The 24,658-nt window shown below is 55.3% G+C and carries 26 protein-coding genes; 17 read left to right on the plus strand and 9 right to left on the minus strand.

Features of this window, described 5'->3' with window-relative positions:
* A complete protein-coding gene (locus ATO67_RS17275) occupies positions 1–597 on the minus strand; it encodes a shikimate kinase (protein ID WP_067652173.1) in 597 nt (198 codons plus the stop codon).
* Between the two features lie 172 nt (positions 598–769).
* Between ATO67_RS17275 and ATO67_RS22935 the strand changes: the two genes are divergently transcribed.
* The 10 genes from ATO67_RS22935 to queE all read left to right on the plus strand — a co-directional run bounded on the left by ATO67_RS22935 (position 770) and on the right by queE (position 10,137).
* Positions 770–919: a hypothetical protein gene (locus ATO67_RS22935; protein ID WP_103087224.1), complete on the plus strand. Its 150-nt coding sequence runs from the start codon at positions 770–772 to the stop codon at positions 917–919.
* A gap of 18 nt (positions 920–937) precedes the next feature.
* A complete protein-coding gene (xerD, locus tag ATO67_RS17280; RefSeq protein WP_067652176.1) occupies positions 938–1,882 on the plus strand; it encodes a site-specific tyrosine recombinase XerD in 945 nt (314 codons plus the stop codon).
* Between the two features lie 63 nt (positions 1,883–1,945).
* Positions 1,946–2,899 carry an acetyl-CoA carboxylase carboxyltransferase subunit alpha gene (locus tag ATO67_RS17285; protein WP_067652179.1) on the plus strand — a complete coding sequence of 318 codons (954 nt, stop codon included), beginning with the start codon at positions 1,946–1,948 and terminating at the stop codon, positions 2,897–2,899.
* Between the two features lie 254 nt (positions 2,900–3,153).
* Positions 3,154–4,608, plus strand: a complete 1,455-nt coding sequence (locus tag ATO67_RS17290) for a sensor histidine kinase (protein WP_067652442.1) — start codon at positions 3,154–3,156, stop codon at positions 4,606–4,608.
* Positions 4,605–5,042 carry a response regulator gene (locus tag ATO67_RS17295; protein WP_045229493.1) on the plus strand — a complete coding sequence of 146 codons (438 nt, stop codon included), beginning with the start codon at positions 4,605–4,607 and terminating at the stop codon, positions 5,040–5,042. Before ATO67_RS17290 ends, ATO67_RS17295 begins: the two co-directional genes overlap by 4 nt.
* Before the next feature lie 7 nt (positions 5,043–5,049).
* Positions 5,050–6,090 carry a response regulator gene (locus ATO67_RS17300; RefSeq protein WP_067652182.1) on the plus strand — a complete coding sequence of 347 codons (1,041 nt, stop codon included), beginning with the start codon at positions 5,050–5,052 and terminating at the stop codon, positions 6,088–6,090.
* Positions 6,091–6,216: 126 nt separating this feature from the next.
* A complete protein-coding gene (locus tag ATO67_RS17305) occupies positions 6,217–8,196 on the plus strand; it encodes a phosphatase PAP2 family protein (protein ID WP_067652185.1) in 1,980 nt (659 codons plus the stop codon).
* Between the two features lie 128 nt (positions 8,197–8,324).
* Positions 8,325–9,035 (plus strand): 7-cyano-7-deazaguanine synthase QueC, encoded by a 711-nt coding sequence (gene queC, locus ATO67_RS17310; protein ID WP_067652188.1) that lies wholly within the window; start codon positions 8,325–8,327, stop codon positions 9,033–9,035.
* On the plus strand, positions 9,035–9,403 hold the full coding sequence (gene queD / locus ATO67_RS17315; RefSeq protein ID WP_067652191.1) for a 6-carboxytetrahydropterin synthase QueD: 369 nt from the start codon (positions 9,035–9,037) through the stop codon (positions 9,401–9,403). Before queC ends, queD begins: the two co-directional genes overlap by 1 nt.
* The gene (gene queE / locus ATO67_RS17320) at positions 9,400–10,137 is read left to right on the plus strand and encodes a 7-carboxy-7-deazaguanine synthase QueE (protein WP_067652194.1); all 738 of its coding nucleotides are present in this window, start codon (positions 9,400–9,402) and stop codon (positions 10,135–10,137) included. The genes queD and queE overlap by 4 nt, the downstream gene beginning before the upstream one ends.
* A gap of 7 nt (positions 10,138–10,144) precedes the next feature.
* On the opposite strand, the gene ATO67_RS17325 is transcribed toward queE, so the two are convergent.
* Together ATO67_RS17325 and ATO67_RS17330 are read right to left on the minus strand one after the other, a co-directional pair.
* Positions 10,145–10,378 carry a sulfurtransferase TusA family protein gene (locus ATO67_RS17325; RefSeq protein ID WP_067652197.1) on the minus strand — a complete coding sequence of 78 codons (234 nt, stop codon included), beginning with the start codon at positions 10,376–10,378 and terminating at the stop codon, positions 10,145–10,147.
* Complete coding sequence (locus tag ATO67_RS17330) at positions 10,375–11,670, minus strand: L,D-transpeptidase family protein (RefSeq protein ID WP_067652200.1); 1,296 nt, start codon at positions 11,668–11,670, stop codon at positions 10,375–10,377. Before ATO67_RS17330 ends, ATO67_RS17325 begins: the two co-directional genes overlap by 4 nt.
* A 242-nt stretch (positions 11,671–11,912) precedes the next feature.
* Here ATO67_RS17330 and ATO67_RS17335 point away from each other — a divergent pair, with 242 nt between their 5' ends.
* Positions 11,913–13,373: a phospholipase D-like domain-containing protein gene (locus ATO67_RS17335; RefSeq protein WP_067652203.1), complete on the plus strand. Its 1,461-nt coding sequence runs from the start codon at positions 11,913–11,915 to the stop codon at positions 13,371–13,373.
* 66 nt (positions 13,374–13,439) lie between these two features.
* Positions 13,440–14,279 carry an endonuclease/exonuclease/phosphatase family protein gene (locus ATO67_RS17340; RefSeq protein WP_425352229.1) on the plus strand — a complete coding sequence of 280 codons (840 nt, stop codon included), beginning with the start codon at positions 13,440–13,442 and terminating at the stop codon, positions 14,277–14,279.
* Between the two features lie 37 nt (positions 14,280–14,316).
* Here the strand turns inward: ATO67_RS17340 and ATO67_RS17345 are convergent, their stop codons facing one another.
* The 6 genes from ATO67_RS17345 to ATO67_RS17370 form a co-directional block, all read right to left on the minus strand.
* Positions 14,317–15,450, minus strand: a complete 1,134-nt coding sequence (locus ATO67_RS17345; protein WP_067652208.1) for a Gfo/Idh/MocA family protein — start codon at positions 15,448–15,450, stop codon at positions 14,317–14,319.
* Between the two features lie 23 nt (positions 15,451–15,473).
* On the minus strand, positions 15,474–16,235 hold the full coding sequence (locus ATO67_RS17350; RefSeq protein WP_067652211.1) for a sugar phosphate isomerase/epimerase family protein: 762 nt from the start codon (positions 16,233–16,235) through the stop codon (positions 15,474–15,476).
* Positions 16,236–16,283: 48 nt separating this feature from the next.
* On the minus strand, positions 16,284–17,372 hold the full coding sequence (locus ATO67_RS17355; protein ID WP_067652214.1) for an ABC transporter ATP-binding protein: 1,089 nt from the start codon (positions 17,370–17,372) through the stop codon (positions 16,284–16,286).
* Positions 17,373–17,377: 5 nt separating this feature from the next.
* Positions 17,378–18,319: a carbohydrate ABC transporter permease gene (locus tag ATO67_RS17360; RefSeq protein WP_067652218.1), complete on the minus strand. Its 942-nt coding sequence runs from the start codon at positions 18,317–18,319 to the stop codon at positions 17,378–17,380.
* Positions 18,312–19,214, minus strand: a complete 903-nt coding sequence (locus ATO67_RS17365; protein WP_067652222.1) for a carbohydrate ABC transporter permease — start codon at positions 19,212–19,214, stop codon at positions 18,312–18,314. The genes ATO67_RS17360 and ATO67_RS17365 overlap by 8 nt, the downstream gene beginning before the upstream one ends.
* 153 nt (positions 19,215–19,367) lie before the next feature.
* Positions 19,368–20,603, minus strand: coding sequence for an ABC transporter substrate-binding protein (locus ATO67_RS17370; RefSeq protein WP_067652225.1), 1,236 nt, complete (start codon positions 20,601–20,603; stop codon positions 19,368–19,370).
* A gap of 611 nt (positions 20,604–21,214) precedes the next feature.
* On the opposite strand from ATO67_RS17370, the gene ATO67_RS17375 reads away from it, so the two are divergent.
* From ATO67_RS17375 to ATO67_RS17395, 5 genes are read left to right on the plus strand one after another with little or no spacing between them, the layout of a single operon-like run.
* Positions 21,215–21,448 (plus strand): hypothetical protein, encoded by a 234-nt coding sequence (locus tag ATO67_RS17375; RefSeq protein WP_157940922.1) that lies wholly within the window; start codon positions 21,215–21,217, stop codon positions 21,446–21,448.
* Positions 21,449–21,454: 6 nt separating this feature from the next.
* Complete coding sequence (locus ATO67_RS17380; RefSeq protein WP_067652231.1) at positions 21,455–21,769, plus strand: STAS domain-containing protein; 315 nt, start codon at positions 21,455–21,457, stop codon at positions 21,767–21,769.
* Positions 21,766–22,134 carry a response regulator gene (locus ATO67_RS17385; RefSeq protein WP_067652233.1) on the plus strand — a complete coding sequence of 123 codons (369 nt, stop codon included), beginning with the start codon at positions 21,766–21,768 and terminating at the stop codon, positions 22,132–22,134. The genes ATO67_RS17380 and ATO67_RS17385 overlap by 4 nt, the downstream gene beginning before the upstream one ends.
* Positions 22,131–24,119 (plus strand): chemotaxis protein CheA, encoded by a 1,989-nt coding sequence (locus ATO67_RS17390; RefSeq protein WP_067652236.1) that lies wholly within the window; start codon positions 22,131–22,133, stop codon positions 24,117–24,119. The genes ATO67_RS17385 and ATO67_RS17390 overlap by 4 nt, the downstream gene beginning before the upstream one ends.
* Entirely contained in the window at positions 24,116–24,658 is a 543-nt protein-coding gene (locus ATO67_RS17395) for a chemotaxis protein CheW (RefSeq protein ID WP_067652239.1), read from the plus strand. The genes ATO67_RS17390 and ATO67_RS17395 overlap by 4 nt, the downstream gene beginning before the upstream one ends.

Below are 24,658 nucleotides of genomic sequence, written 5' to 3' on the forward strand. Positions count from 1 at the left end.
TCAGGCCTTCTGTTCCGCACCAACGATGGCTTCGAGTACCTCGTTCACGATGATTTCCTTGCGGACATCGCGTGACTCGATCGTTATGTCGGCTTCTTCATAAATCGGATGACGACGCTCCATCAGTTCCATCAACGTCGCCTTCGGGTTCTCGGTTTTCAGCAAAGGACGGTTGTCGCGCTTGTTGACGCGCTCCCACAGCACCTCGATGTCGGCTTTCAGCCACATGGAGAGACCGCCACGCTTAATGTGCCGACGTGTGCTTTCGTTCACGAAGGCGCCGCCGCCTGTGGAGACCACCTTCGGTCCGCCGCGAAGCAGGCGCTTGATCACCCGCTTTTCCAGCGCGCGAAACTCGTCTTCGCCATAGGACGCGAAAAGCTCTGGAATCGTCATGCGCGATACGCGCTCGATTTCGATATCCGTATCAACAAAAGGAATTTTAAGGTGTTGCGCGACCAGCCTGCCGATTGCGGACTTGCCCGCACCCATCAATCCCACGAAAACGAGGTTTCGTCGTCCAAGCTTTGCCCGCGCTCTTTCACCGATCGTTTTTTCACCCAATCCAGGATGAAAATTTGTGTTGGTTTCACTCATGAATGATGGCCCGTTTGGGATCGGTATCTGCAAATGTTTACGAAGCGTCAAGCCAAATTGCGGCTTATAGAAAGAGAATCGCCCGAAAGACGCGCCTTACGTTTAAAGCAGCAGCCTTGTCCTTGCTTCAAGCGCGTCTCATATAAGACCTGAGACGTGTACCGGAGTTTCCATGCCAACCCTTTTTCGCTTCATCTTTGTCCTGGCGGCCATTGCGGGTATCATTTATGGCAGCATGGTTTCGCTCGTGTCGCTGGTCCAGCCGAGAGAGCGGGAGGTCACCGTGCGCATTCCCTCCGAGCGTCTGAACCCCACCCCCTGATCTAACGAAAGCGCATCGATGGCTGGTCAGGACGCCGCAAGGCTGGAAAGTTTTCTGGAAATGATGAGCGCCGAACGCGGCGCTGCGGAAAACACACTGTCGTCCTATGAGCGCGATCTGACCGACCTGACGGACTTCCTGCGAGAACGCAATACCGCGATATCGGAGGCGACGACGGAAGACCTTTCAGCCTATCTTGGGCATCTCTCAACGCAAGGATTTGCAGCGTCCTCGCAAGCGCGGCGCCTGTCCTCAACACGCCAATTCTACAAGTTTCTCTACACCGAAGGGCTGCGAGGCGACGACCCCACCGGCATACTGGACGCACCGAAAAAAGGTCGCTCCCTTCCCAAAATCATGAGCGTGTCAGATGTCACGAAGCTTCTGGCACAGGCGCAGACGGAAGCCGAAACGGAAGGGGCCGGGCAAGTTGCCCGCATCCGAATGCATCTGTTGCTGGAGCTCCTCTACGCCACCGGCATGCGTGTCAGCGAACTGGTTTCGCTTCCGGCCACGGTTTTACGCCATGAAGGCCGCTTCCTGATGATCCGTGGCAAGGGCAACAAGGACCGGATGGTTCTGCTTTCGCGGGCCGCCATGGAAGCTATGGAGACCTATGACAAAGCCAGAAAAGCGCTCGTCCGGGGGCAGTCAGAAAGCCCATGGTTGTTTCCTTCCAATGGCAAGGAAGGACATCTGCCGCGTCAGGTTTTTGCCCGCGACCTGAAAGATATCGCGATCAGGGCGGGTCTTTCACCTTCGGCAATTTCACCGCACATCATGCGTCATGCCTTTGCCAGCCACCTGTTACAAAATGGTGCCGACCTGCGTGCGGTGCAGGAACTGCTTGGTCATTCGGACATTTCCACGACACAAATCTATACACATGTGCTGGAAGAAAGGCTTCAAGAGCTGGTACAAACGCACCACCCTCTTGCCAAACAGGCCAAAAACCTTGAATAGAGCGATCGGAACCGCCGGGACCACCCGGTCAAACCTTGCGCAAAACGATCGGAAACGGATCTCATGCACAACTACCTCGACTTCGAAAAACCTATCTCGGACCTTGAAGGCAAGATTCTGGAGCTAAAGAAGCTCGCCGCCGAAGACGAGAGCATAGATACCTCGGAGGAGATTTCGCGTCTTGAATCCCGCGTCAGGGACTCGATGCAGGACATTTACTCCAAGCTGAACGCCTGGCAAAAAACGCAGGTCGCGCGTCACCCGCAGCGTCCGCATTTCGTTGATTATGCCAAACAGCTGTTCACAGACTTCACACCGCTGGCTGGCGACCGCAAGTTTGCCGAAGATGCTGCAATCCAGGCGGGTCTCGGCCGGTTCAACGGACAGCCTGTCGCCATCATCGGCCAGGAAAAGGGTAGCGATACCAAGTCGCGCCTGAAGCACAATTTCGGCAGTCCGCGTCCAGAAGGATACCGCAAGGCGATCCGCGTTCTGGAACTGGCCGATCGTTTCTCGCTGCCCGTTATTACACTGATCGACACCGCTGGCGCCTATCCCGGCGTCGGAGCCGAAGAACGTGGCCAGGCGGAAGCTATCGCCCGTTCGACGGAAATGTGCCTCAATGCCAAGGTTCCGATTATATCCGTCGTGATCGGTGAGGGCGGTTCAGGCGGCGCTATCGCTATCGCCACCGGCAACCGCGTCTACATGCTGGAACATGCCATTTACTCTGTGATCTCACCGGAAGGTGCGGCTTCCATTCTGTGGCGCGATTCGACACGCGCCAAGGAAGCAGCCACCAATATGCGCATCACCTCCGACGATCTTAAGTCACTTGGCGTTATCGATGCGATCATTCCGGAACCTCTCGGCGGTGCGCATCGCGACCCGGCAACGGTGATCGAGGCGACCGGCAAGACTATTGAAGCGGCGATGAAAGAACTCGTTCCGCTGTCTGGCAGCCAATTGCGCGCTGAACGACGTCAAAAATTCCTCGACATCGGTCGCAGCCTTTAAAAAAAGCCAGCAGCAAAATAAGGAAGCCCACCAGTGACATGCCGGTGGGCTTTTTCTTGGCCGATACCGAGCGCTACGGTTCGCGCGGATCGCCTCGCGTCTTCAGCGCTTTCTGCGATTAAAGTGAACAACTTAACCAATAACACCACAACATCTTGCATATAGCCGTGATGCTCGAGTACTTACGAAATAACTTAAAAGCTACGGGGTCTGGGGTGGCGAAACTATCTTCGTTCGTTCGTCGAACAATGATCATGTTCGGTTTGGGTATCGCAGTGCTTCTTGGCATGGTTGCGACCTCCCTTTGGCTCGTCCAGGCAAACAACAAATATTCGCAGGAAACAGCTGAGCTGCGCCGTTTAAGGGCATCGATCCTCGACGTCCTAACCACTATTCAGGATGCCGAAACCGGACAGCGTGGTTACCTTCTGACCAGCGACGAGCGTTATCTGGTTCCCTACCGGGAAGCACTGAAAGCGCTCGGTGACATCAAGCTACAGCTGGTTGAGCGCATTGGCAGCCGCCCGGAATATGTCGCCGACCTGCCAAAGCTGCAATCCAATCTCGATGCCAAGATGGCCGAACTCGGTCGCGCCGTTCAGTTGATGAACGACAATCGTGCACCAGAAGCAATCGAACTTGTGCGTAGCGATACCGGCCTTACCTATATGCGAGAGATACGCGACACGCTCGCTCGCTATCAGGAAACAACCGACAGCCGGTTGCGCATCATCGTGGCCGACCAGCTATCGGCTGCGGAAAATCTGCGCTGGGTTACGATTTGCGGTGCGATTGCTATCTTGGCGGTGCTGGGTGGCGCGCTGGCACTGATCGGGAAATATATTCAAGAGCTCATGCGGTCTCGCGAAGAGGTGGACGAGCTGAACAAGGGGCTGGAAGAACGCGTTGACGAGCGCACCAGAGATCTTGTCCGCGCCAATCAGGAAATCCAGAAGTTTGCCTATATCGTAACCCATGATTTGCGTGCGCCTCTCGTCAATATCATGGGGTTCTTGTCGGAGTTCGACACATCGCTGAAACCTGTGCAGGCTTTCGTACTGGCGGACGGCAAGCCCCTGTCCGAAAACGAAGTGCGTGAGGCCAAGCTGGCAGTGGAAGAAGATTTGCCCGAGGCCATGCGCTTCATTCGGTCTTCGACCCGCAAGATGGACCAGCTGATCAACGCCATTCTCAAAATCTCGCGTGACGGACGCCGGAAGCTGCAGGCCGAAAAAGTCGATCTCAAGGACCTCCTCATGACGGCTGGCGCCAGCGTCCAGCATCAGGTCAGCGCTGTCGATGGCAAGATCGATCTCGATGTTCAGAGTTTCACGATCATTACCGACCGTATCTCGCTCGACCAGATCCTCGGCAATCTCTTCGACAATGCCGTCAAGTACCAGATGCCGGGAAGACCGCTGGAACTGACCGCCCGTATTCTGCCGCAAGGACGTGGCATCGTACGCGTCGATGTCAGCGATAACGGACGCGGCATTGCCGCAGATGATCTGGAGCGTATTTTTGAACTGTTCCGCCGCGCGGGAGAACAGGACCAGCAGGGCGAAGGCATAGGTCTTGCCCATGTGCGGTCGCTCATCAGGAATCTAGGTGGAGATATTACGGTTGCGTCTGAACTTGGGAAAGGAAGCACCTTTCACCTGACACTGCCGACCGATCTGCGGAAAATCACACGAGGGAACGACGTATGAAAGCAACAGGACAAGAAGTCACGATCGTCATGATCGAAGACGACGAAGGCCATGCGCGCCTGATAGAAAAGAACGTGCGTCGTGCCGGCGTCAACAATGAAATCGTTCCTTTCACCCTTGGTCACAAGGCTCTGGATTTCATCCTCGGACCTGAGCGGGACGGGCTTGTCAGCAAAGACCGCTATCTCTTGATCTTGCTGGACCTCAATCTGCCGGACACCTCAGGCATAAAGATTCTCGAACAGATCAAGAGCAATGAATACACAAAACGTCTTCCAGTTGTGGTATTGACGACAACCGACGACGAAACCGAGATCCAGAAATGCTACGATCTCGGCGCAAATGTTTATATTACCAAGCCGGTGGACTATGAGGGTTTTGCTACGGCCATTCGAAACCTTGGCCTTTTCTTTTCCGTAATACAGGTTCCATGAAAGCTTAATGACGTTGCGAATACTTTATGTTGATGACGACCCAACGCTCGCAAAGCTTGCGCAGCGCGTGCTTGGTCGGCATGACATGACGGTGGTTCACGCCGCCTCCGTGGCTGTAGGTCTTGAAGAATTCAAGGCGAACAGCTTCGATGCGGTGGTTCTCGATCATTATTTTCAAAATGGTACCGGTCTGCAGTTTTTATCCGGCATCGGCGAAGCGCATCGAAACATACCCGTTCTCTATGTGACCGGCGCTAGCGAAGCGCAGGTCGCCATCGACGCTCTGAAGGCGGGTGCTGCCGATTACGTTATCAAGAATGTTGGCGACGACTTCTTTCCGCTTTTGCTCAATTCTATCCAGCAGGCCCTCGACAATTTCCAGCTTCGGCGGGAAAAAGAAGAGGCCGAGCGGCAATTGTTGCAGGCAAAAGAACGCGCAGAGCTGATGGCAAAGGAGATGAACCACCGGATCGCCAACAGCCTGTCGCTTGTCTCTGCCATGATCCGCATGCAGTTGAATGCCGTGGCAACCGAGGAAGCCCGCACCGCCCTCCTCGAAACACAAAGCCGGATTTCCGCGATTGCTGGCGTCCATCGCAGTTTGTACACAGCCTATAATGTCGGGGAAGTCGAACTCGATTCCTATCTTTCGTCCATCATTCACGACCTTGCCCGATCCGCGCGCGACAGCGAAAAACTGCGCATTTCGACGGACATGGATACCATAAAGGCCTCTCCGGATCAGGCCGTCGCATTGGGGGTTATCGTCACCGAACTGACCACCAATGCGCTGAAATACGCCTATCCCGGCGGCGCGGGCGACATTCGTATTTCATTGAAAACACACGACAACATCGTTCGACTTATCGTTGAAGACGATGGCATCGGCATCGATGGAGCCACCTCGCCGAAGGGAACCGGGCTCGGTACACGACTGATCACCGCCATGGCGCAAAGCCTACGAGCAACCGTCAGCCAGTCCGCCACACCATCATCGCAGGGCGCATCCATCTGCGTGCAATGGGAAGAAGACGGCTCTCCCCAATAAGCCTCCAAGCGCTTTATTCGTCGCTGACTGTAATCAAATTGTCATGGACGAGGGGCATTTTGCCGACCGTTGACGCCGTCTTTTTCACAAACTCACTTTTGCACCAAAATGAATGAGGATGCTGCCATGACCAATCCGGGCGCTCGTTTTCCATTGCTCCGCTCCACCCTGCTGGCATCTCTGACAGCATTTGGCATGACCTCACATGCGCAGGCTTTCGATACACCGGAACCCTCGGGCATTGGCTTCAAGATCGGAGTACCGGCCCCGCCCGCCCCATATCCGTTACCCGTTACGCAAAACTATCACAACCAGACCAGCAAGAATGCCAAGGGTGAAGCCGTCAATGCTTATGATGACAAAGACAATCCGGTCATCGAAATTCTCTCCGGCTTTAAACGCATCTGGACGCTGGGTGATGAAAAATGGGCGGGTGGCGGCGCCAACGGCGATGGCCCGACGGATTACAGCAAGGTCAAAATCCTCAATCCAGACATCTGGACTGAGAACATGCGCTATGTTCTGTCCGTCACCGGCAGGAACCGCACTGATGCTGACGCTCTCAATGCCTATTTGAACGACCGTCGCTCGCAGGGTTATAGCGTGATCGAAGGTCTGGGACCATTGGCGGCATGGTACCGCGAAGGCGCTGGCGCAACCACGACCATCAACCACACGCTTGAAGACTTCAACGTCAATGACGTCATCACCAAGCGAGAGGACGACAAGGGTACAGACTCAGGCTCGTCGGATTCCGAATTAAAGGACTTTGTTGCCTTCATGAAATTGATGCGTGGTCCCGAAGGCTCGACCTCGCCATCGAAATATTTCTATTCGACGCCACGTCCCTGGCGCATGAGCGCGAAGGGCGAAGTTATCGAAACCGGCACCGAAACCATTGGCGACAAGACATTTGAACGTTACGAAACCGAGCCAGATGTCACCGTGCCCGCCTTGAGATATGCGCGTGAAAATCGCGGCCGCGGCAAGGATGGCGGCTTTCCAAGTGGCCACACCAATGCAGCCTATCTTGCCGCTATCGCCTATGCTTACGCCGTGCCCGAGCGCTTCTCGGAACTGCTGACAAAAGCATCGGAGCTTGGCGACACACGGATCGTGGCGGGCATGCACTCGCCGCTCGATGTAATCGGCGGACGGATCACCGCCACGGCCATAGCTGCTGCCGTCCTGCAAGACCCCAAGGTAGCCGATGCGAAGAGGGCGGCGCATGAAGAGGTACAGGCCTATTTGACCCGACGCTTACCACAGGGACAGACATTGCAGGCTTTTGCCCATAGCGCAGACAAGTCTACCGACCGCTTTGCCGACGCGGCGACGAACAGAGCTGATTTCCGCACGCGCATGACCTATTCGTTCAGCAGGGACATGGCTGCACCACGCGCTGCGATGGTGGTGCCTGACGGTGCCGAGGTGTTGCTTGAAACCCGCCTGCCCTATCTCGATGCCTCACAACGACGTGCGGTCCTCTTCTCCACCGGTATCGAATCCGGCTATCCCCTGCTGGATGACAGCCAGGGCTGGGGCCGGATCAATCTCGTTGCGGCCGCAGCAGGTTACGGCGCCTTCGACGGCGATGTGACTGTGACGATGGATGCTGCCGCTGGCGGATTCAATGCGCGTGACCGCTGGGCAAACGACATTTCCGGACCGGGCCGTCTTGCAAAAGCGGGTAGCGGTGTTCTGGAACTCGTCGGCGCAAACAGCTACTCCGGCGGTACCGCGATAAGGGATGGGATGCTCGTCGCAGCTTCGAGCACGGCACTTGGCACCGGCAGCGTCTTGGTTTCCGGCGGCACCCTGCATCTTGCCGCGCAGCAAGGCATCAATATCGATGGAGACTATAGCCAGACGGGTGGCATTCTTCTTGTCGATGCGAAAAATGGTCCGCTTCACATCAAAGGCAAAGCTGCGATCAAGGGTGCGGTCTTAAAGTTGACCTTCGGCGGCCAAACTCCGGCTTCGGGTTCGAAAATCGAGGTTTTGACGGCGAACAGCATCAACGGCTCTTTTGCCTCGATTGAAACCGATGGTGTGAAGGTGCGACCAGTCTACACCGGCACCGCACTTTCGGTAATCGTGGAGTAACACATATCACCTTCTGCGAAGGCGCGGCCTAATGTGCCCGCGCCCCTTCACAATGGTCCCGACTTGCGTTAGAAGCCGCAACCGTAATCCGGTCGCAGCCCACCCGGTCAAAACAAGGGATCCAAAATATGAAAACCATCGTCATCTGCTCCGGCGGATTGGACTCCGTTTCGCTTGCGCATAAAATTGCAGCCGAAAACGAACTCGTTGCTCTGGTCTCCTTCGATTACGGCCAGCGCCACAAGAAGGAACTGGACTTTGCAGCCCTCTGTGCAAGCCGCCTTGCGGTGCCGCACCACATTATCGATATCAGGACTATCGGTGCACATCTGACAGGGTCAGCACTGACAGATGATGTCGCGGTGCCGGATGGCCATTATGCGGAAGAAACGATGCGCTCGACCGTCGTGCCGAACCGCAACGCCATCATGCTGACGATCGCATTCGGGCTGGCCGCCGCACAGCAGGCGGATGCCGTGGCCATTGCCGTTCATGGTGGTGATCACTTCATCTATCCCGACTGCCGACCAGGTTTCATAGACAGTTTCAACGATATGCAGCGCCACGCTCTGGATGGTTATGCCAGCGTCAAACTCTATGCCCCCTATGTCGCGGGCTCCAAAGCCGACATCGTGACTGATGGTGCCAGCCACGATACGCCCTTTGCCGAAACATGGTCCTGCTACAAGGGTGGAATGCGCCACTGTGGACGCTGCGGTACCTGCGTGGAGCGCCGCGAGGCGTTTCATCTGGCAGGGGTCAACGACCCCACGGACTATGAAGACCCGGACTTCTGGCTTGCAGCCACCAGCGCCTACGCTGCGCAGGAGGTGAACTGATGTTTCGCATCACCAAGGAATTCCATTTCTCGGCATCGCACCAGTTGACGGGACTTCCCGCAGATCATCAATGCGCGCGGCTACATGGTCATAATTATATCGTTGAAGTCGAGCTTTCCGGCGAGACGTTGAACGAGCACGGCTTTGTGCGCGACTATCAGGAGCTATCGCCGCTGAAGCACTACATCGATGATCGCTTCGACCATCGGCACCTCAATGATGTGCTGGGACACGACATGGTCACGGCTGAACGTCTTGCCAAGCATTTCTATGACTGGTGCAAGGAACGTCTGCCAGAAACCAGCGCGGTCCGTGTCAGCGAGACGGCGAAGACATGGGCCGAATATCGGCCCCTGCGCCAGCCATGAGCAGCACGAAGGACATACCCATCCGCATCAGCGAAATCTTCGGTCCGACCATTCAGGGTGAGGGTCTGCTGATCGGCGTTCCCACGGTTTTCGTGCGTACCGGGGGCTGCGACTATCGCTGCTCGTGGTGCGATACGCTCCACGCGGTGGACAGCCAATATCGCGATGACTGGAAGCCGATGTCCGTCGATGCCATCTGGCAGGATGTCACAGCGCTCTCGGGCGGCAAGCCTCTGACCGTGTCCCTGTCCGGCGGCAATCCAGCCATACAGCCGCTGGGCGGATTGATCGATAAAGGGCATGCCGAGGGCTATCGTTTCGCGCTGGAAACTCAAGGCAGCATTGCCAAGCGCTGGTTTGCCGATCTCGACTACCTTATCCTCAGCCCCAAGCCACCGTCCAGCGGGATGCAGACGGACTGGGAAGCCTTTGAAAGCTGTCTTGCGGCAGCAGGGAAAGGTCCGCATATTGCTCTGAAGGTCGTGATTTTTGACGATGCGGATTACGCCTATGCGAAGAATGCCGCCGCGCGCTTTCCCGATTTGCCGGTCTATCTCCAGCCAGGCAACCATACGCCTCCGCCACCGGATGATGACGATGCTGTCGTTGATATCGACGGCGTGATGAACCGAATGTTATGGCTGGTGGATAAGGTCAGCGCCGATCACTGGTTTAATGTTCGCGTGCTGCCGCAACTACACGTGTTGCTGTGGGGCAATAAACGCGGCGTCTGAGAACGCATTACACTTTGCGAATATGAAACTTGTGCCCAGTGTCCGTTGCGACGGCTGACAGCAGAACATGTCCGTCCTGTCTGCACATGTGCGAAATATCGATGAAGGCCAGAGGGTCGGTGGTTTCGACCCAGAGTTCCTCGCCCGCTTTCATGCTCGATAATTTCTTGCGACTTTTCAAAACAGGAAGGGGGCATTTCAGCCCCCTCAGATCGTAGATATCGGCGACGGGCAAGGTCATTGCTTGGCCCAGAACTTCCAGAACGGTTTCTTCTGGGCATCGTCAGGCTGTGGTGGCGCGGAGAAGGCCAGCGGGTTAAGCGCTGGAACAGGAATGCTCTGTGCGGCGGCAGTCTGTTGCTGGTTGGGAGCCACCGGCGCTGCCACGACCATAACCGTCGGCGCTACACGGGCAGCAGCCGGTTGTTGCGTTCCAACCGTCGCCGCAGTCGTCGCGCCGGGGTTCGATGCAGATGCCATGGCCGTCGCTGCCTGTCCGGAAATACCCTTGGCCGCCTTCTTTTCCATCAGGGCGGCAAATTCGGTTTCCTTCATCAGCTTGCCAGCCTTGAGAGCAGACCCTGTCGGCGCATAGGCAGGCTCACGGCCCTTGCGCTTTGCCGCAACCAGCGCTTTGCGCTCGGCTTCGCTTGGGTCGTACCAGACCATTCCATCCAGCTTATTGGTCGCCTTGGCATAAGCGACATCATAGGTCTTGGCGTAGCTTTGAAGCGCGCTGGCAAGCGCCGGCGGCGTACTCATTTTCGGACATGCAGCGCCAGCATTGAACTGACCGCCTTCAGCCTGCTGATTGAAGACGTATTTCTTTTCGCAGACATTGACCTCTGGTGGGCGCTTGGTGACTTCGAAATTGTCGTAGCCAACCTTCAGCATCTTCCAGAATTCAGAATGCTCGCTTTTACGGTGGCGTGCCATGTTTTCCGCCGACATGCGGAACGGCAGCGCCTGAAGCTGCACCGTCTTTTGACCGCCCTTAAAGGCATCGCGCGCAAAGCCGTAAATCTCCAGCACCTGCGCGTCGGTCATCGAGTAGCAACCCGACGACGAGCATGCACCATGGATCATCAGATTGGTGCCGCTGCGGCCGTTGGCCTGATCATAACGGTTGGGAAAGCCGGTGTTGATGGCAAGGTAGTAGTTGGAATTCGGGTTCAGATGCCCCGGCGTCAGATTATAGAAACCCTCGGGCGCCTGCCGATCGCCTTCCTTGACCTTTGGGCCCAGCTTTCCAGACCATGCACAGATGTCATAAGACGCGATGACATCGAAGCGATTGTCGCGCTTGGCCTTCCAGATTTCGAGCTTACCCTCTTCCTTGAAAATACGGATCATGATCGGCGCATTGCGATCCATATTCTTCTTGTCCATCTCAGCCAGAATGGACGCGGAAAGCGGGTAATCAACCTTGTTCTTGACATGCGAAACATCACGCTCGACTGTCTCGAGCGTATCGTTGCAGCCTGCGAGCATAAATGCGGTGCAGGCAAGAAGCGCAATATGTCTCAAACGCATGGCGTTTCACCGGTTTGCAGGAAGTGACACGGTGGTAAAATATTTCCGGTTTGAATACAAGTCTGGCGACTTGGGATCAAAAGGCTATTTTCGGCAGAGATTTCCCGGCAAGCGTCCATCGTGTCATCGGCTTCATCAAAAATTCTTGGCGCCTGTTATAGCTTACAAAGCCTTAATACATCGCTACCTGGGCTATAAAGGAAGCGGCTTGCGGCACGCTGGAACTCCATTATATTCTCTATATGTTTGATCTCTTTACCACTTATTGGCCGCATATACTGGCGACACTGTCGATTATCATGGGAGCAAGTGCTGCTATCCACGCGACCATGACCAAACAGGAAGTGCGCACTGCACTGGGTTGGGTCGGTGTCATTCTGCTTTCGCCTTTCGTGGGTGCCGCAATCTATGCCGTTGCCGGTATAAACCGTATCCGCCGCAGTTCTCTTGGCCAACAGCGCTCTTTGATGCACGGAACCATCATGGACCGCGTCGCCCTTTTCGATACCGATGATGATCTGGTGATCGCCCGGTTCGGCCGTCGTTTCCTAGCCATGAAAAACGTAGGCGATCGGGTGACACGCAATGCCTTGACCACAGGAAACACCATTGAGCCACTATCCTCTGGCGACGAAGCTTACACGGCGATGGTTGAGGCCATATCCAATGCCAAGCGATCCATTGTTCTGGAGACCTATATCTTCGATCAGGACATGATCGGACAGCGCTTCGTGGAGGCTTTGTCAGACGCGCAAAACCGCGGTGTCGAGGTACGCGTGCTGGTCGATGCAGTCGGAGCCCGCTACTCTGTTCCCAGCATCCTGCCGGCCCTCAAAAAGGTTGGCATCAAGGCGGCCGTCTTCAATGGCAATGTTATCGTCGGCCTGCGCTTGCCCTACGCGAACTTGCGCACACACCGCAAGATTTTGGTTGTCGATGGCCGAACAGCCTTTACCGGTGGCATGAATATTCGCGAAGGCTTTACGCAGGAGTTTTCCGGCGACAGACACTCACGCGATACGCATTTCAGGGTAACCGGCCCGCTCGTTGCCGACCTTTTCACAGTTGCCGCCGAAGACTGGCGATTTACGACGCGTGAGTTGCTGGATGGCCCTGTCTGGGATGTTACGCTACCCGAAGGTGACCCCGGCTCTCCGGTACTTGGCCGCGTGGTGCCATCCGGGCCGGACAACAGCATCGAAACCAGCCATAAAATGCTGATGGGGGCGTTTTCCATCGCACGGTCGTCCATCCGCATCATGTCCCCCTATTTCCTGCCAGACAGAGAGCTGATTTCAGCACTGACGACGGCTGCCAGACGCGGGGTGCAGGTCGATATTATCGTGCCCGCAAACAACAATCTGACCCTTGTCGACCACGCAATGACGGCGCAATTCGACCAGATGCTGAAAAGCTATTGTCGGATCTGGCGGGCGACAGGCCCTTTCAATCACTCGAAGCTGCTGGTGATCGATGACCGCTGGTCCTATGTCGGCTCGTCCAATCTCGATCCCCGCTCATTGAGATTGAACTTTGAGGTGGACATAGAAGTTATCGATGAAGGCTTTGCAAATTCCATATCCGAACGCTTCGCGGCGGCGATGGAAACTGCAAGGCAAGTGAAGCTGGAAGAGTTGCGCGCGCGGCCATTCCTGCTACGGCTTTTCGAAAGGGTCCTATGGCTTGCGTCGCCATATCTATAACATGCGTTACAAGACGTCTGGATGCGGCAGCGCCGACGACTAAGCAAATTGGAATTGGGTTCGGTGATGCCAGATAAAAAAACGATACGAGCGAAGCCCGAGAGCCTGTCGTCCGTTCTGGTGAACTCTTTTCGCAACCGCAAAAAACGTCCAACCGGTAGTGACCCGTGCGGGGAAAACGGCTTTCCTGTCATTGCTTCCTATAATGTTCACAAATGTGTGGGTCGAGACCGCAAATTCGACCCGGATCGCACAAGCCATGTCATTCAGGAAATCGGCGCGGACATAATCGCCCTCCAGGAAGCAGACAGCCGTTTTGGAGAACGCACAGGCTTGCTCGACCTGATCCGGCTGGAGCGGGAGTGTGGTCTGTCACCTGTTCCCGTCGCCGCCGGTACAAAGGCGCATGGCTGGCACGGCAACGTCGTTTTGTTCAAGGAAGGTGCCGTTCGTGATGTGCATCCGCTGAAGCTACCGGGGCTTGAGCCACGCGGCGCGTTGGTGGTTGAGCTGGAATTGAAACAGGGTGGCACGCTGCGCATCATCGCCGCCCATTTCGGACTGCTGCGGCACTCGCGGGCGCAACAGGCAAAGGCTCTGGTAGAACTACTGGATGAAAGAGACAAACAGCCGACCATTCTGCTGGGAGATCTCAATGAATGGCGGCTGGGCAATGGCTCTTCGCTCAATACGTTTCGCGATGCCTTTGGAACATTGCCGCCCGCCGTTCCCAGCTTTCCCGCAGGTATGCCTGTGTTGGCCCTCGATCGGATTATCTCCAACCGCACGGGGTTGATCGACAATGTCACAGCGCATAACAGCGCCTTGTCTCGCGTCGCCTCAGATCATCTGCCGCTGAAGGCCACCGTGAGGACGGATATTCTGACACATGAGCCTGCAGCCTGAAATGGCGGACACCTTGGGAGTATCCGCCATTTTTTGTTTAACGTAGCAGCGCCTGCGCTTCCTCAATACCCAAAGCCGCTGGCTGGGTGCAGGTTGTGCTCAACTCGATGAAGCGGCCTTCTTCACCAGATTTCAGGATGGCCGTCATGACATCGATACCGTGTAGCGAGCGATCCAGCGAGCAACGGGCGTCGCGGCCCTCGATCAGCGCGAGTGCCATGTCGGCAAGACCGGCGGTGCGATAATTCGCGCGCGGGCCCTGCGGGCTTTCCTGATTGGCAATGCCAAATGGATGCTCCCAGTTTTCCAGCGGCTTGATATCCTTGTCTCGACCACTGGCTTCCACGACACCGCCGAAGAAGTTGGGATCCGGCACATAGATCGAGCCATCGGTGCCATAAAGCTCCATATTGGCGTGGCGGTGCGACCATACATCCCAGCTGGCCGACAACGTGATCGTCGCCCCGTTTACGAATTCCAGCAAAGCATGGATGTTCGTCGGTGTTTCCACGGGGATCGTCTGGCCGTTCAGCGGCTGGCTGGTCACTGTACGGGTGGGGTTTGCCATGGAGGTCAAAGCGCCAACGCGTTTGACCGGGCCGATGAGGTTGATGAGATTGGCGATGTAGTACGGCCCCAAATCCAGGATTGGTCCGCCACCTTCAAGGAAGAAGAAGCCGGGATTGGGATGCCACATTTCCATTCCGGGGCTCATAACGTGGCATGTGCCTGATGTGATACGCCCGATGCCGCCTTCATCGATGTATTTGCGGGCGAGTTGGTGCGCACCGCCCAGGAACGTATCAGGCGCGCAACCGACAGCCAGATTTTTTTTCGTGGCGAGACGCCGCAGTTCCTCGCCCTCCTCAAGGGTCAGGACAAGGGGTTTTTCCGAGTAGACGTGTTTACCAGCCTCGAGAATGGCTTTCGAAACGGAAAAATGCGCTGCCGGAATGGTGAGGTTCACAACCACATCGATTTCGTCGTTTTGAAGCAACTCTTCGATGGACTGAGCTTTTACATCATACTCTTCGGCTCTCAATTCCGCCGCGCTGCGGTTGAGATCGGCGCAGGCGAGAACTTTCAATCCTCTGAAGAGCGGTGAGAGGGAAAAATAGGTCGTTGAAATATTGCCGCATCCAATGATGCCGACGCCAAGTTCCTTGGCCATGTCTGAAACTCCAGATTGGTGAATTAATACGTATTGAAGGATGCGATGGAACGCGTGATCAGTTGGTCTACATCTTTGGGATTATCGTGCTCGACCACGTAATATTTGACGGCAGTCTTCTTCAGCACGTCCACAAGCCCCTTCCAATCCACGGTTCCTTGACCGACATCTGCCCAACCGTCCTCGTCGGTATTTTCACCCGCTGGTGCGATATCCTTGACATGCACTGCGGTGATGCGGCTGGCATAGCGCTCGATCCACTCGAACGGATCAGCTTTTCCGCGGATGATCCAGGCGATGTCTGCTTCCCATTCCAGCTCAGGTCCACCGGCAAAAATCTGATCCTGCGGCGTGGAGCCGTCGTCCAGCTTTACGAATTCGAAATCATGGTTGTGCCAACCAAATGCAAGGCCCGCATCACGAAAAGGCTTGGCAGCGTCTTGTAGGCGCTTGCCGAAGGAAAGCCAGCCCGCGGCATCGCTTGGACGCTGATCGGGCAAGAGATAGGGGCAATAGATCGCCTGAATGCCCAGAATTTTCGCGATGTTGAGCGCTTTCTGTGGCTCTCCTTCCAGCATATCGAGACCGAAATGTCCTGTCGGCATGGTCAGATTGTTCGCATCGAGATCGCTGCGCAGTGCCTTCAAGGCTGCATCGTCCATCGCGCCATAAATGCCGCCGAACCCTTCGACGTGGGCATATCCCGCCGCCGATAATTTCTTTAAAACATCCGAAAGGGGCGGAAAATTGCGGGCGCTATAGAGTTGGAAACCGAGTTTCGTCATGTGTCTCTCCTGACATTGGGACTGTGTCCGGTGGAAATGTGTTTGTGTTCAGATGCGATCTTCTGTTGCCGCATCGAAAAGCGAGGCCATCGACATATCGAAGGCGAGTTTGACCTTGGTGCCAGGTGCAAAGCGTCTATGGCCGCCGACACGAACTGACAGTGTATGTCCGGCAAGCTTCAGCCAGATCAGGTTATCCGCACCCATCGGTTCTTCGATATCGACGACAGCATCGTGGATTTCGCCGCTGGTGATATCGCTATCGACCCGCACATGTTCCGGCCTTACGCCAAGCACAGCCGAGGTGCCCGGATTGAGTGCAGACGAAGCGTCATATCCATCCAGCGTGAAGCTGACGCCGTTGGTGACGAAAAGAACTTTACCGTCCTTTTCAACCAGTTCGCCGCGCAGGAAGTTCATCGAAGGTGAACCGATGAAACCCGCCACAAAAAGGTTTTTCGGCTTGTTGTAGATCGAGATCGGATCATCCAACTGCTGAATGACACCGCTTTTCATGATCGCGATCCGGTCTGCCAGCGTCAGCGCCTCGATCTGGTCGTGCGTGACATAGATCATTGTGTTTTTCAGCGCCTGATGAAGCCGCTTGATTTCCACGCGCAGTTCAGAACGCAACTTGGCGTCGAGGTTGGAGAGGGGTTCATCGAACAGGAATACATCGACGTCTCGTACCAGCGCACGTCCAATGGCCACACGCTGCCGTTGGCCGCCGGAAAGTTCTGCGGGTTTGCGTTTCAACAGCGGTTCGATCTGGAGAATACCGGCGGCGCGCTTGACGCGCTTGTCGATTTCTTCCTTCGGAACTTTGGCGACCTGCAAACCGAAGGACAGGTTCTTTTCCACCGTCATCTGTGGGTAGAGGGCGTAAGACTGGAACACCATGCCGATGCCGCGATCTTTCGGCTCTTCCCAGGTGACGTTTCTGTCCTTGATGAAGATTTGTCCGTCGGTCGGTTCCAGCAAACCGGCGATGCAATTGAGCAAAGTGGACTTCCCACAACCGGACGAGCCGAGAAGGACGAGGAACTCCCCTTCATAAATATCGAGGTTGAGGTCTGAGAGCACGTTGACCGCGCCAAATGACAGGGACAGGTCGCGAATGGAGACGCTTTTATTCATGAAGCTTAACCCTTGACTGCGCCTGCGGCGATGCCGCGGACAAAAAGTCTACCTGAAACGAAATAGACGAACAGCGGAACGGCACCGGTCAGTAGGGTGGCCGCCATATTGACGTTGTATTCCTTCACGCCCTGAACCGAGTTGACGATATTGTTGAGCTGAACCGTCATCGGATAATATTCCGGTCTTGTGAACACGACGCCGAAGAGAAAGTCGTTCCAGATGCCCGTGACCTGCAGGATCATCGCCACCACGAAAATCGGTAGCGACATGGGCGCCATGATGCGGAAATAGATTTGCCAGAAATTCGCACCATCGATACGCGCCGCTTTGAACAACTCCTCCGGCAGTCCGGCGAAGTAGTTACGAAACAGCAGGGTAAGAATCGGCATGCCGAAAATGGTGTGAACGATGATGAGGCCGGTCAATGTTCCGTAGACACCCAATTCGCGCAGCACGATCACGATCGGATAAATCATGACCTGATAGGGAATGAAGGCTCCGATGATGAGAATGGAAAAGAAAAACTCAGAGCCTTTGAACTTCCAGTTGGCCAGCGCATAGCCGCTGACGGAAGCAATCAGGATCGACACGAAGGTCGATGGGATCATGATGCGCACCGAGTTCCAGAAACCGCGAGAAAGACCATCGCAGTTCAAACCCGTGCAGGCATTGGACCACGCCTTGACCCAAGGCTCGAAGGTAATTTCCATCGGCGGGGCAAAAATGTTGCCCATGCGAATTTCGGGCATGCCTTTCAGCGATGTCACTATCATCACGTAAAGCGGCAGCAGGTAATAGAGCGCGGCGACGAACAGGCTGCCGTAGAGGATGATATTACGTCGGGATATGCGCTTGCGCGGCTTGCGTCCGCGTGGGCCGCCAAGTTGAGAGGACACGGGGTCCACTCCGGCAGCGACCGTATTGAGCGTCGAAATATTAGCCACGTTTGCGCCCTCCGAATTCGAGATAGGCCCATGGGACGACGATGATGGCGACGGTGAGCAACATCATCGTGGACGCTGCAAAGCCCTGCCCCAGATTCTGTGCCTGAAACATGTAGTCATAGACATATTTCGCAGGGACTTCGGAGGCGATGCCGGGTCCACCGCTGGTCTGTGCCACGACCAGATCGTAGACCTTGACGATACCACTGGCGATAATCACGAGCGTGGTGATGAAAACCGGGCGCATCATGGGAATGACGATGAGAATATAGGTCTTCCACATCGGGATACCGTCAACCCGCGAGGCCTTCCAGATGTCCTCATCGATACCGCGCAGACCCGCGAGCATAAGGCACATGACGAGACCCGTTCCCTGCCAGAGTGCCGCAATCAGGATGCCATAAATGACGAAATCCGAATTATAGAGCGGGTCGAATGTAAAGCTTTCCCAGCCAAGGGACCGAACGACGGCTTGGATGCCGAATTCCGGGTTCAACAGCCACTGCCAAACAAGGCCGGTAACGATGAAAGACAAAGCGAAAGGATAAAGGAAAATGGTTCTGAAGGTATTTTCAAAACGGATTTTCTGATCCATCAGCGCTGCCAGCACAAAGCCGATCACTAGGCTGAAAATCAGAGAAAGAATGCCGTATATGGCCAGATTCTGGATCGAGATGATCCAGCGAGGCGCGGCCCAAAGGCGCTCATATTGCTCGAAACCGATGAAGGTTGCACGCGGCAAGAGCTTCGAATTGGTGAAGGAATAAACGACTGTCCAGATCGTTCCGCCCATGAAGATGACCATCGCGGTCAGGATCATAGGGATAGATGCAATCTTTGAATTCAGATTGCGGAATAGCTGGTTTGGACGACCAGAATGGCTTTTCACTGCCATGCCCCACTCCTTATCAATCGTAGAGGTTGATCGTGCCGCGGGTAGCCTTGAAAGCATATCCCGCCGCACAGTTTCCAGACGCGCCAATGCGCTCCATGTCTGGCAAGGAGGTGCCTGCGGCGGCATGTTAAACCACCGCACACAGGCAAGCTATCAGTCAGCGGAACCGATGATATCAGCGAAGCGCTTCTGCGCAGCTTCAGCCGTCAGAGATGAATTGGCGAAGAATTCCGCCATCAAATCTTCCTTCTGCTTTTGCGTATCGGCGGAAATGAGCTGATCCGTGCTTGTCAGGGCGTTGCCCTTGGCGAGAATCGCCAGACCCTTTTTCATGCAGTCATTAGCCGTGCCTAAGTCGACATCGCCTCTGATGGGAAGCGAGCCCTTCTTCAGGTTGAATGCAAGCTGGGTTTTGGGATCAACGATCACTTCGGCAAGAACTTCCTGCGCCTTCGACTTCGCATCGTCTTTCAGCAGTGGGAAATAAAACGCATCACCGCCCGTGGTCAGATATTCGTTCAGACCCAGGCCCGGAAGGCAGGTGTAGTCGGTTCCTGCTTTCATGTTGGCAAGCTGAAACTCGCCTTGCGCCCAGTCACCCATGACCTGACCACCCGCCTTGCCGGTGATGACCATGTTGGTCGCCTGGTTCCAGTCCTGAACATTCGAGCCCTTGGCAAGCTTGCGCGCTTCATCGGCAGCAGCGAAAATCTTCTGCATGTCAGGGCCCGCCGCAACCTCGGCGTCCTTGTCCTTATAGACCTTTTCGTAAAGGTCCTTGCCGCCCATCGAAATGACCAGCGTATCGAACAGACCATTCGCCTGCCATGCTTGCCCACCGAGAGCCAAAGGCTGTATTCCGGCTTTCTGAAGCGCTGGGCCAGCCGCGATGAACTCGGTCCAGTTTTTCGGAACTTCTACGCCAGCGGTCTTGAAAGCGGCGTTGGAAAGCCACAGCCATTGCCATGAGTGAATATTGACGGGCGCACAGTATATTTTACCGTCTATTGTGCAGCTGTCGAGCAAGCTTGCTGGCTTGATGACGTCTTTCCATTTGCCTTTTTCAGCGACATCCGTGAGATCCCGCATCAATCCAGATTGCGCAAGCTCTTCTGCTTGACGACCGTGATTGAACTGCGTGGCGCCCATCGGGTCACCACCGGTTATGCGGCTGATCATGATTGGGCGGGCAGTGCCGCCTGAGCCAGCTATCGCACCATCCACCCACTTATTTCCGGTTGCATCAAACGCCTTGGCTAGCTCTCCCACCGCAGCAGCTTCACTGCCCGATGTCCACCAGTGCGTCACTTCCAAGTCAGTGGCCCCCGCAATACCTGCAGGTAACATGACACCGGCCGCCAAGGCAGCCAAAATAGAACGTATGCGCATGAGTCTCCTCCCTCACTGAAACGTTGCCGTAAAAGCCTATGCGAAACATCCTGGTTCTGCAACAGCATCAGCCAAAAAAAATAAAAATCAAAATAAACCTTTTATTTCAATGATTTGTCCGATTTAAAAATTACGGCGTGAGGGGCATTACCGTAAAATACAATCTGTCGGCACCAAGACAGCCGTTTAATGGTTTCAACCACCTACAATCAGGGAAAATATGCTTCAGAGTCATGTGGCGGTATGATCATGACACACAAGTGTTCCAACGTTCATGGCGCAGCGAACTCGACCAAAATCAAACGTAGACACCTGCAACATGAACATAAAATATGTATCTAAGGTAGTAAAAATATTGTCATTGCAGAAAAACAGCATATTACCACAGTTTAATCACAACTCTTAAAATACCACCACTAATCGCAACCGTGATTAACCGTGCCTTAACCACTACACCCCTACAAATAGTCGAATATGATGAACAGCTACGAGACATAACGATTAATCGTTGGATTGTACCGTTATCGTGCCGGGTCGCATGAAGCCTGCCCGAACTTCAAAAAATGAATGGATTTGGATCGCTTTCTTGCTTTTGCAAAGACGGCGTTGTCATGGCTGTGTCTGAACACCACGGAAGTTCGAAAGCTGTTCGTGCAGCAATCGACAAACACCTTGGTGTTTTCAGCGGCAACGCCGTGCTCGTGCGCCGCAACATAGCCAGACAGGCACAAATCTCCAAAACATACATCGATGCGGAAATGTCAGACAGCACTGGCGGATTCAGCGTCGCAAGACACGTGACGGGCGATTTTCGCTGGCCAGAATTCAAGACAGCCGGGAAGTAGGAACTGATGACGCCAGAAATACTCAATTTGCCTCCCTCGCTCTCCATACGCGGAATCGCGACCGTGCATGAGAGCCTGCTTGACGCGCTTCAGATGCATAAAGCCGTCACTATCGACATTCCCTCAGATGCCCATACCGATTTGAGCTTCATCCAGCTCATCGAAGCCTCGAGGGTCTATGCACGTGCGAACGGCAAGTACATCACCCTCACGAAACCAGCCTCACCAGGTGTCGTCGATACCCTTCGCCGGGGCGGGTTTCTCACGAATATGGACGAGGCCTCTCGCCTCTTCTGGCTGCATGGAAAGGAAATTCAATGAGCGCCAATATTCTTACCGTCGATGACTCTGCCAGCATCAGAATGACGACCAAAATCGCACTGACAAATGCAGGTTATCACGTGACGGAAGCGGTCGATGGCGCGGATGGACTGACGAAGGCGAAGGCCGGTTCTTTCGATATTATCGTCACCGATCTGAACATGCCGAACATGAACGGCCTGGAAATGATCGAAGCCTTGAGGCAGTCGCCAGCCCATACCGGCATACCCATCATATTCCTGACCACGGAATCAGACGCGGACATGAAGGCTCGGGCGAAAGCCGCAGGCGCGACGGGTTGGGTCACCAAGCCTTTCGATCCTGAAAACCTCGTCAAAATCGTTAAAAAGGTTCTTGGTAGATGAACATACTGGACCCCATTCAGGTTTTCAGAACAGAGGCAGCCGAGCTTTTCGAACAGATCGAAAGCGGCTTGCTGGACCTGTTGCATGACCTGTCCAACCAAGGACAGATCGACGCCGTGTTTCGCGGCCTGCATACCCTCAAGGGGTCCGGAGCCATGTTTGGTTTCGAAGCCTTGGCCGCCTTCACCCACCACTGTGAAACCGCGTTCGACCGCGTCCGCAAGGGTGAAGTTCCCGCCAGTAGCGAACTGATCGCGGCAGTGCTCGAGGCGCAGGACCACATGCGCCGCCTCGTTGATAATCCGGCCACGGCTTTTCCAGAAACAGGCGATCGCCTGCTGGCAAAATTACAAGCCGCAGTCGGTTCAGACGGCGCAGCCGTCCCTCACAAGGGCCAAACTGTCGCCGCGACAAAAGCGGATGAGCCCTCTACCGCAACGTGGCAAATCAATTTCAGCCTGCCTGCAAACTCCATGGCAAACGGCACGAACCCATTGGGGCTTCTGGATGAGTTGGCGGAACTTGGCGATTGCGCCATTACCGTGAATACGAGCGCGATTCCCTCGCTTGATCTCATCGACCCAACCAATCTGTACCTTTCCTGGGCGATCACGCTGACGACGGATCAACCACGCTCGGCCATCGATGACGTTTTCATCTTCGTCATGGACGACATGGAAATAGACGTCAAAAAAATCTCGAGCGAGCCAGCGCCCGCAACCGAAATCGTCCAGCCGCTGGCACCGGTCGAGGAAGCAGCCAAGGCAAATACCGCAGCCCAGGCAAATACCGATGGCAAACAGAACAGGAGTGCGGAAAATGTTCGCGTTCCTGCCGAGCGTCTTGACGAATTGATGGATCGTGTCGGAGAGCTGGTGATCGCTCAATCGCGGCTTTCCCAGTTGGCCAATACGAGTGTCGATATCCAGCTTCGCTCGGTTTCTGAAGATGTTGAGCGCCTTTCCGGTGAACTTCGCGACACCATGATGGTGCTTCGCATGGTGCCGATCTCGCAATTGTTCAGTCGTTTTCGCCGCCTCGTCCACGACCTTGCCCGCGAAACCGGAAAGCAGATCGAACTTCTGACCGAAGGGGAAAGCACCGAGGTCGACAAGGTCGTGATCGAACGTCTGGCCGACCCTCTCGTGCACCTCGTCCGAAATTCCTGCGACCACGGGCTGGAAACGCCCGAAGAACGTGTCGCCGCTGGCAAAAATCCAGCGGGTCAGGTCACACTGGTGGCCCGCCAGTCTGGCGGCGACGTCACCATTACCATCCGTGATGACGGTCGTGGCATCGACCGCGACAGGGTGCGAGCGAAGGCTGAATCATCAGGTCTTGTTGCTGCTGGCGCAACCTTGTCCGATCAGGAACTTCTACAGATGATTTTCGAGCCGGGTTTCTCCACGGCAGCGCAGGTCACAAACCTCTCAGGCCGAGGCGTCGGCATGGATGTCGTGAAAAAGACGATAGAGGGATTGCGCGGCACCATCAACGTCAGCAGCACACCTGGTGCCGGTTCCGAGATAACGCTAGCCATCCCGCTGACACTGGCCATCATCGATGGTCTTTTGGTGCGGGTCGGTTCTGGCTGCTATGTCATTCCCCTGTCGGCAGTGGAAGAATGCCTTGAGCTGACGCCTGAAAACGACATGAAATCCCGCGGCCGCTCTTTCATCTCGCTGCGCGAAAGTCTCGTTCCCTTTATTCGCCTTCGTGAGCTGTTCCATACCGGCACGACGCCTGACCAGTTCCAGAAAGTCGTCGTTATTTCAACGGGTTCAGAGCGCGTTGGCCTCGTTGTCGATCAGATCATCGGAGACCACCAGACGGTGATCAAGGCGATGTCGAAACTGCATCACGACGTTGCAACATTCTCCGGTGCGACCATTCTCGGTGACGGCAGTGTCGCCCTCATCCTCGATGTCGGACACCTCGTGACCGCAGGACAGCAGCAGGAGGCGCAGATGCGTATTGCCGGATGAACCAGCCTAGATTGAAACAGCCAGAAGAGCTCTGGGGCTCTCAAGAGGATCTCGAGGTTCTCACCTTCAGCATCGAGGGCGAAACCTTTGCCATCGAAGCCGTTCAGGTTCAGGAAATCCTGGATCTTTTGCCAGAAACCGCGGTGCCTGGCAGCAAGCCATTTGTGGCCAGTGTCATCAACTTTCGCGGCAAAGTCATTCCGTTGGCGGATATTCGCCTGGCCTTTGGCATGGGTGCTGCGGAAAAAACAATCGATAGCCGCATCATCGTCATCGAGCTTCCGCTTGATGGTGAGCGAACATTGGTCGGCCTTCGCACCGATAAGGTCTACGAGGTTACAACCTTTTCCAGAACGGCGAGCGAGCAGCCTCCGAGCGTTGGAATGCGGTGGCGTCCCGACTACATCAAATGCCTCGTCAAACGCGGCAGCGAGTTCGTCATTCTTCCGAATCTCAATGCAATCTTCACCTCACAGCCGGACACATCCGTGAAAGGCACTTCCCGCAACAACGTCATCGACCTCTCTAAGGAATTCTAA

It is taken from the genome of Agrobacterium bohemicum, assembly GCF_001562555.1.
Classification (GTDB): domain Bacteria; phylum Pseudomonadota; class Alphaproteobacteria; order Rhizobiales; family Rhizobiaceae; genus Agrobacterium; species Agrobacterium bohemicum.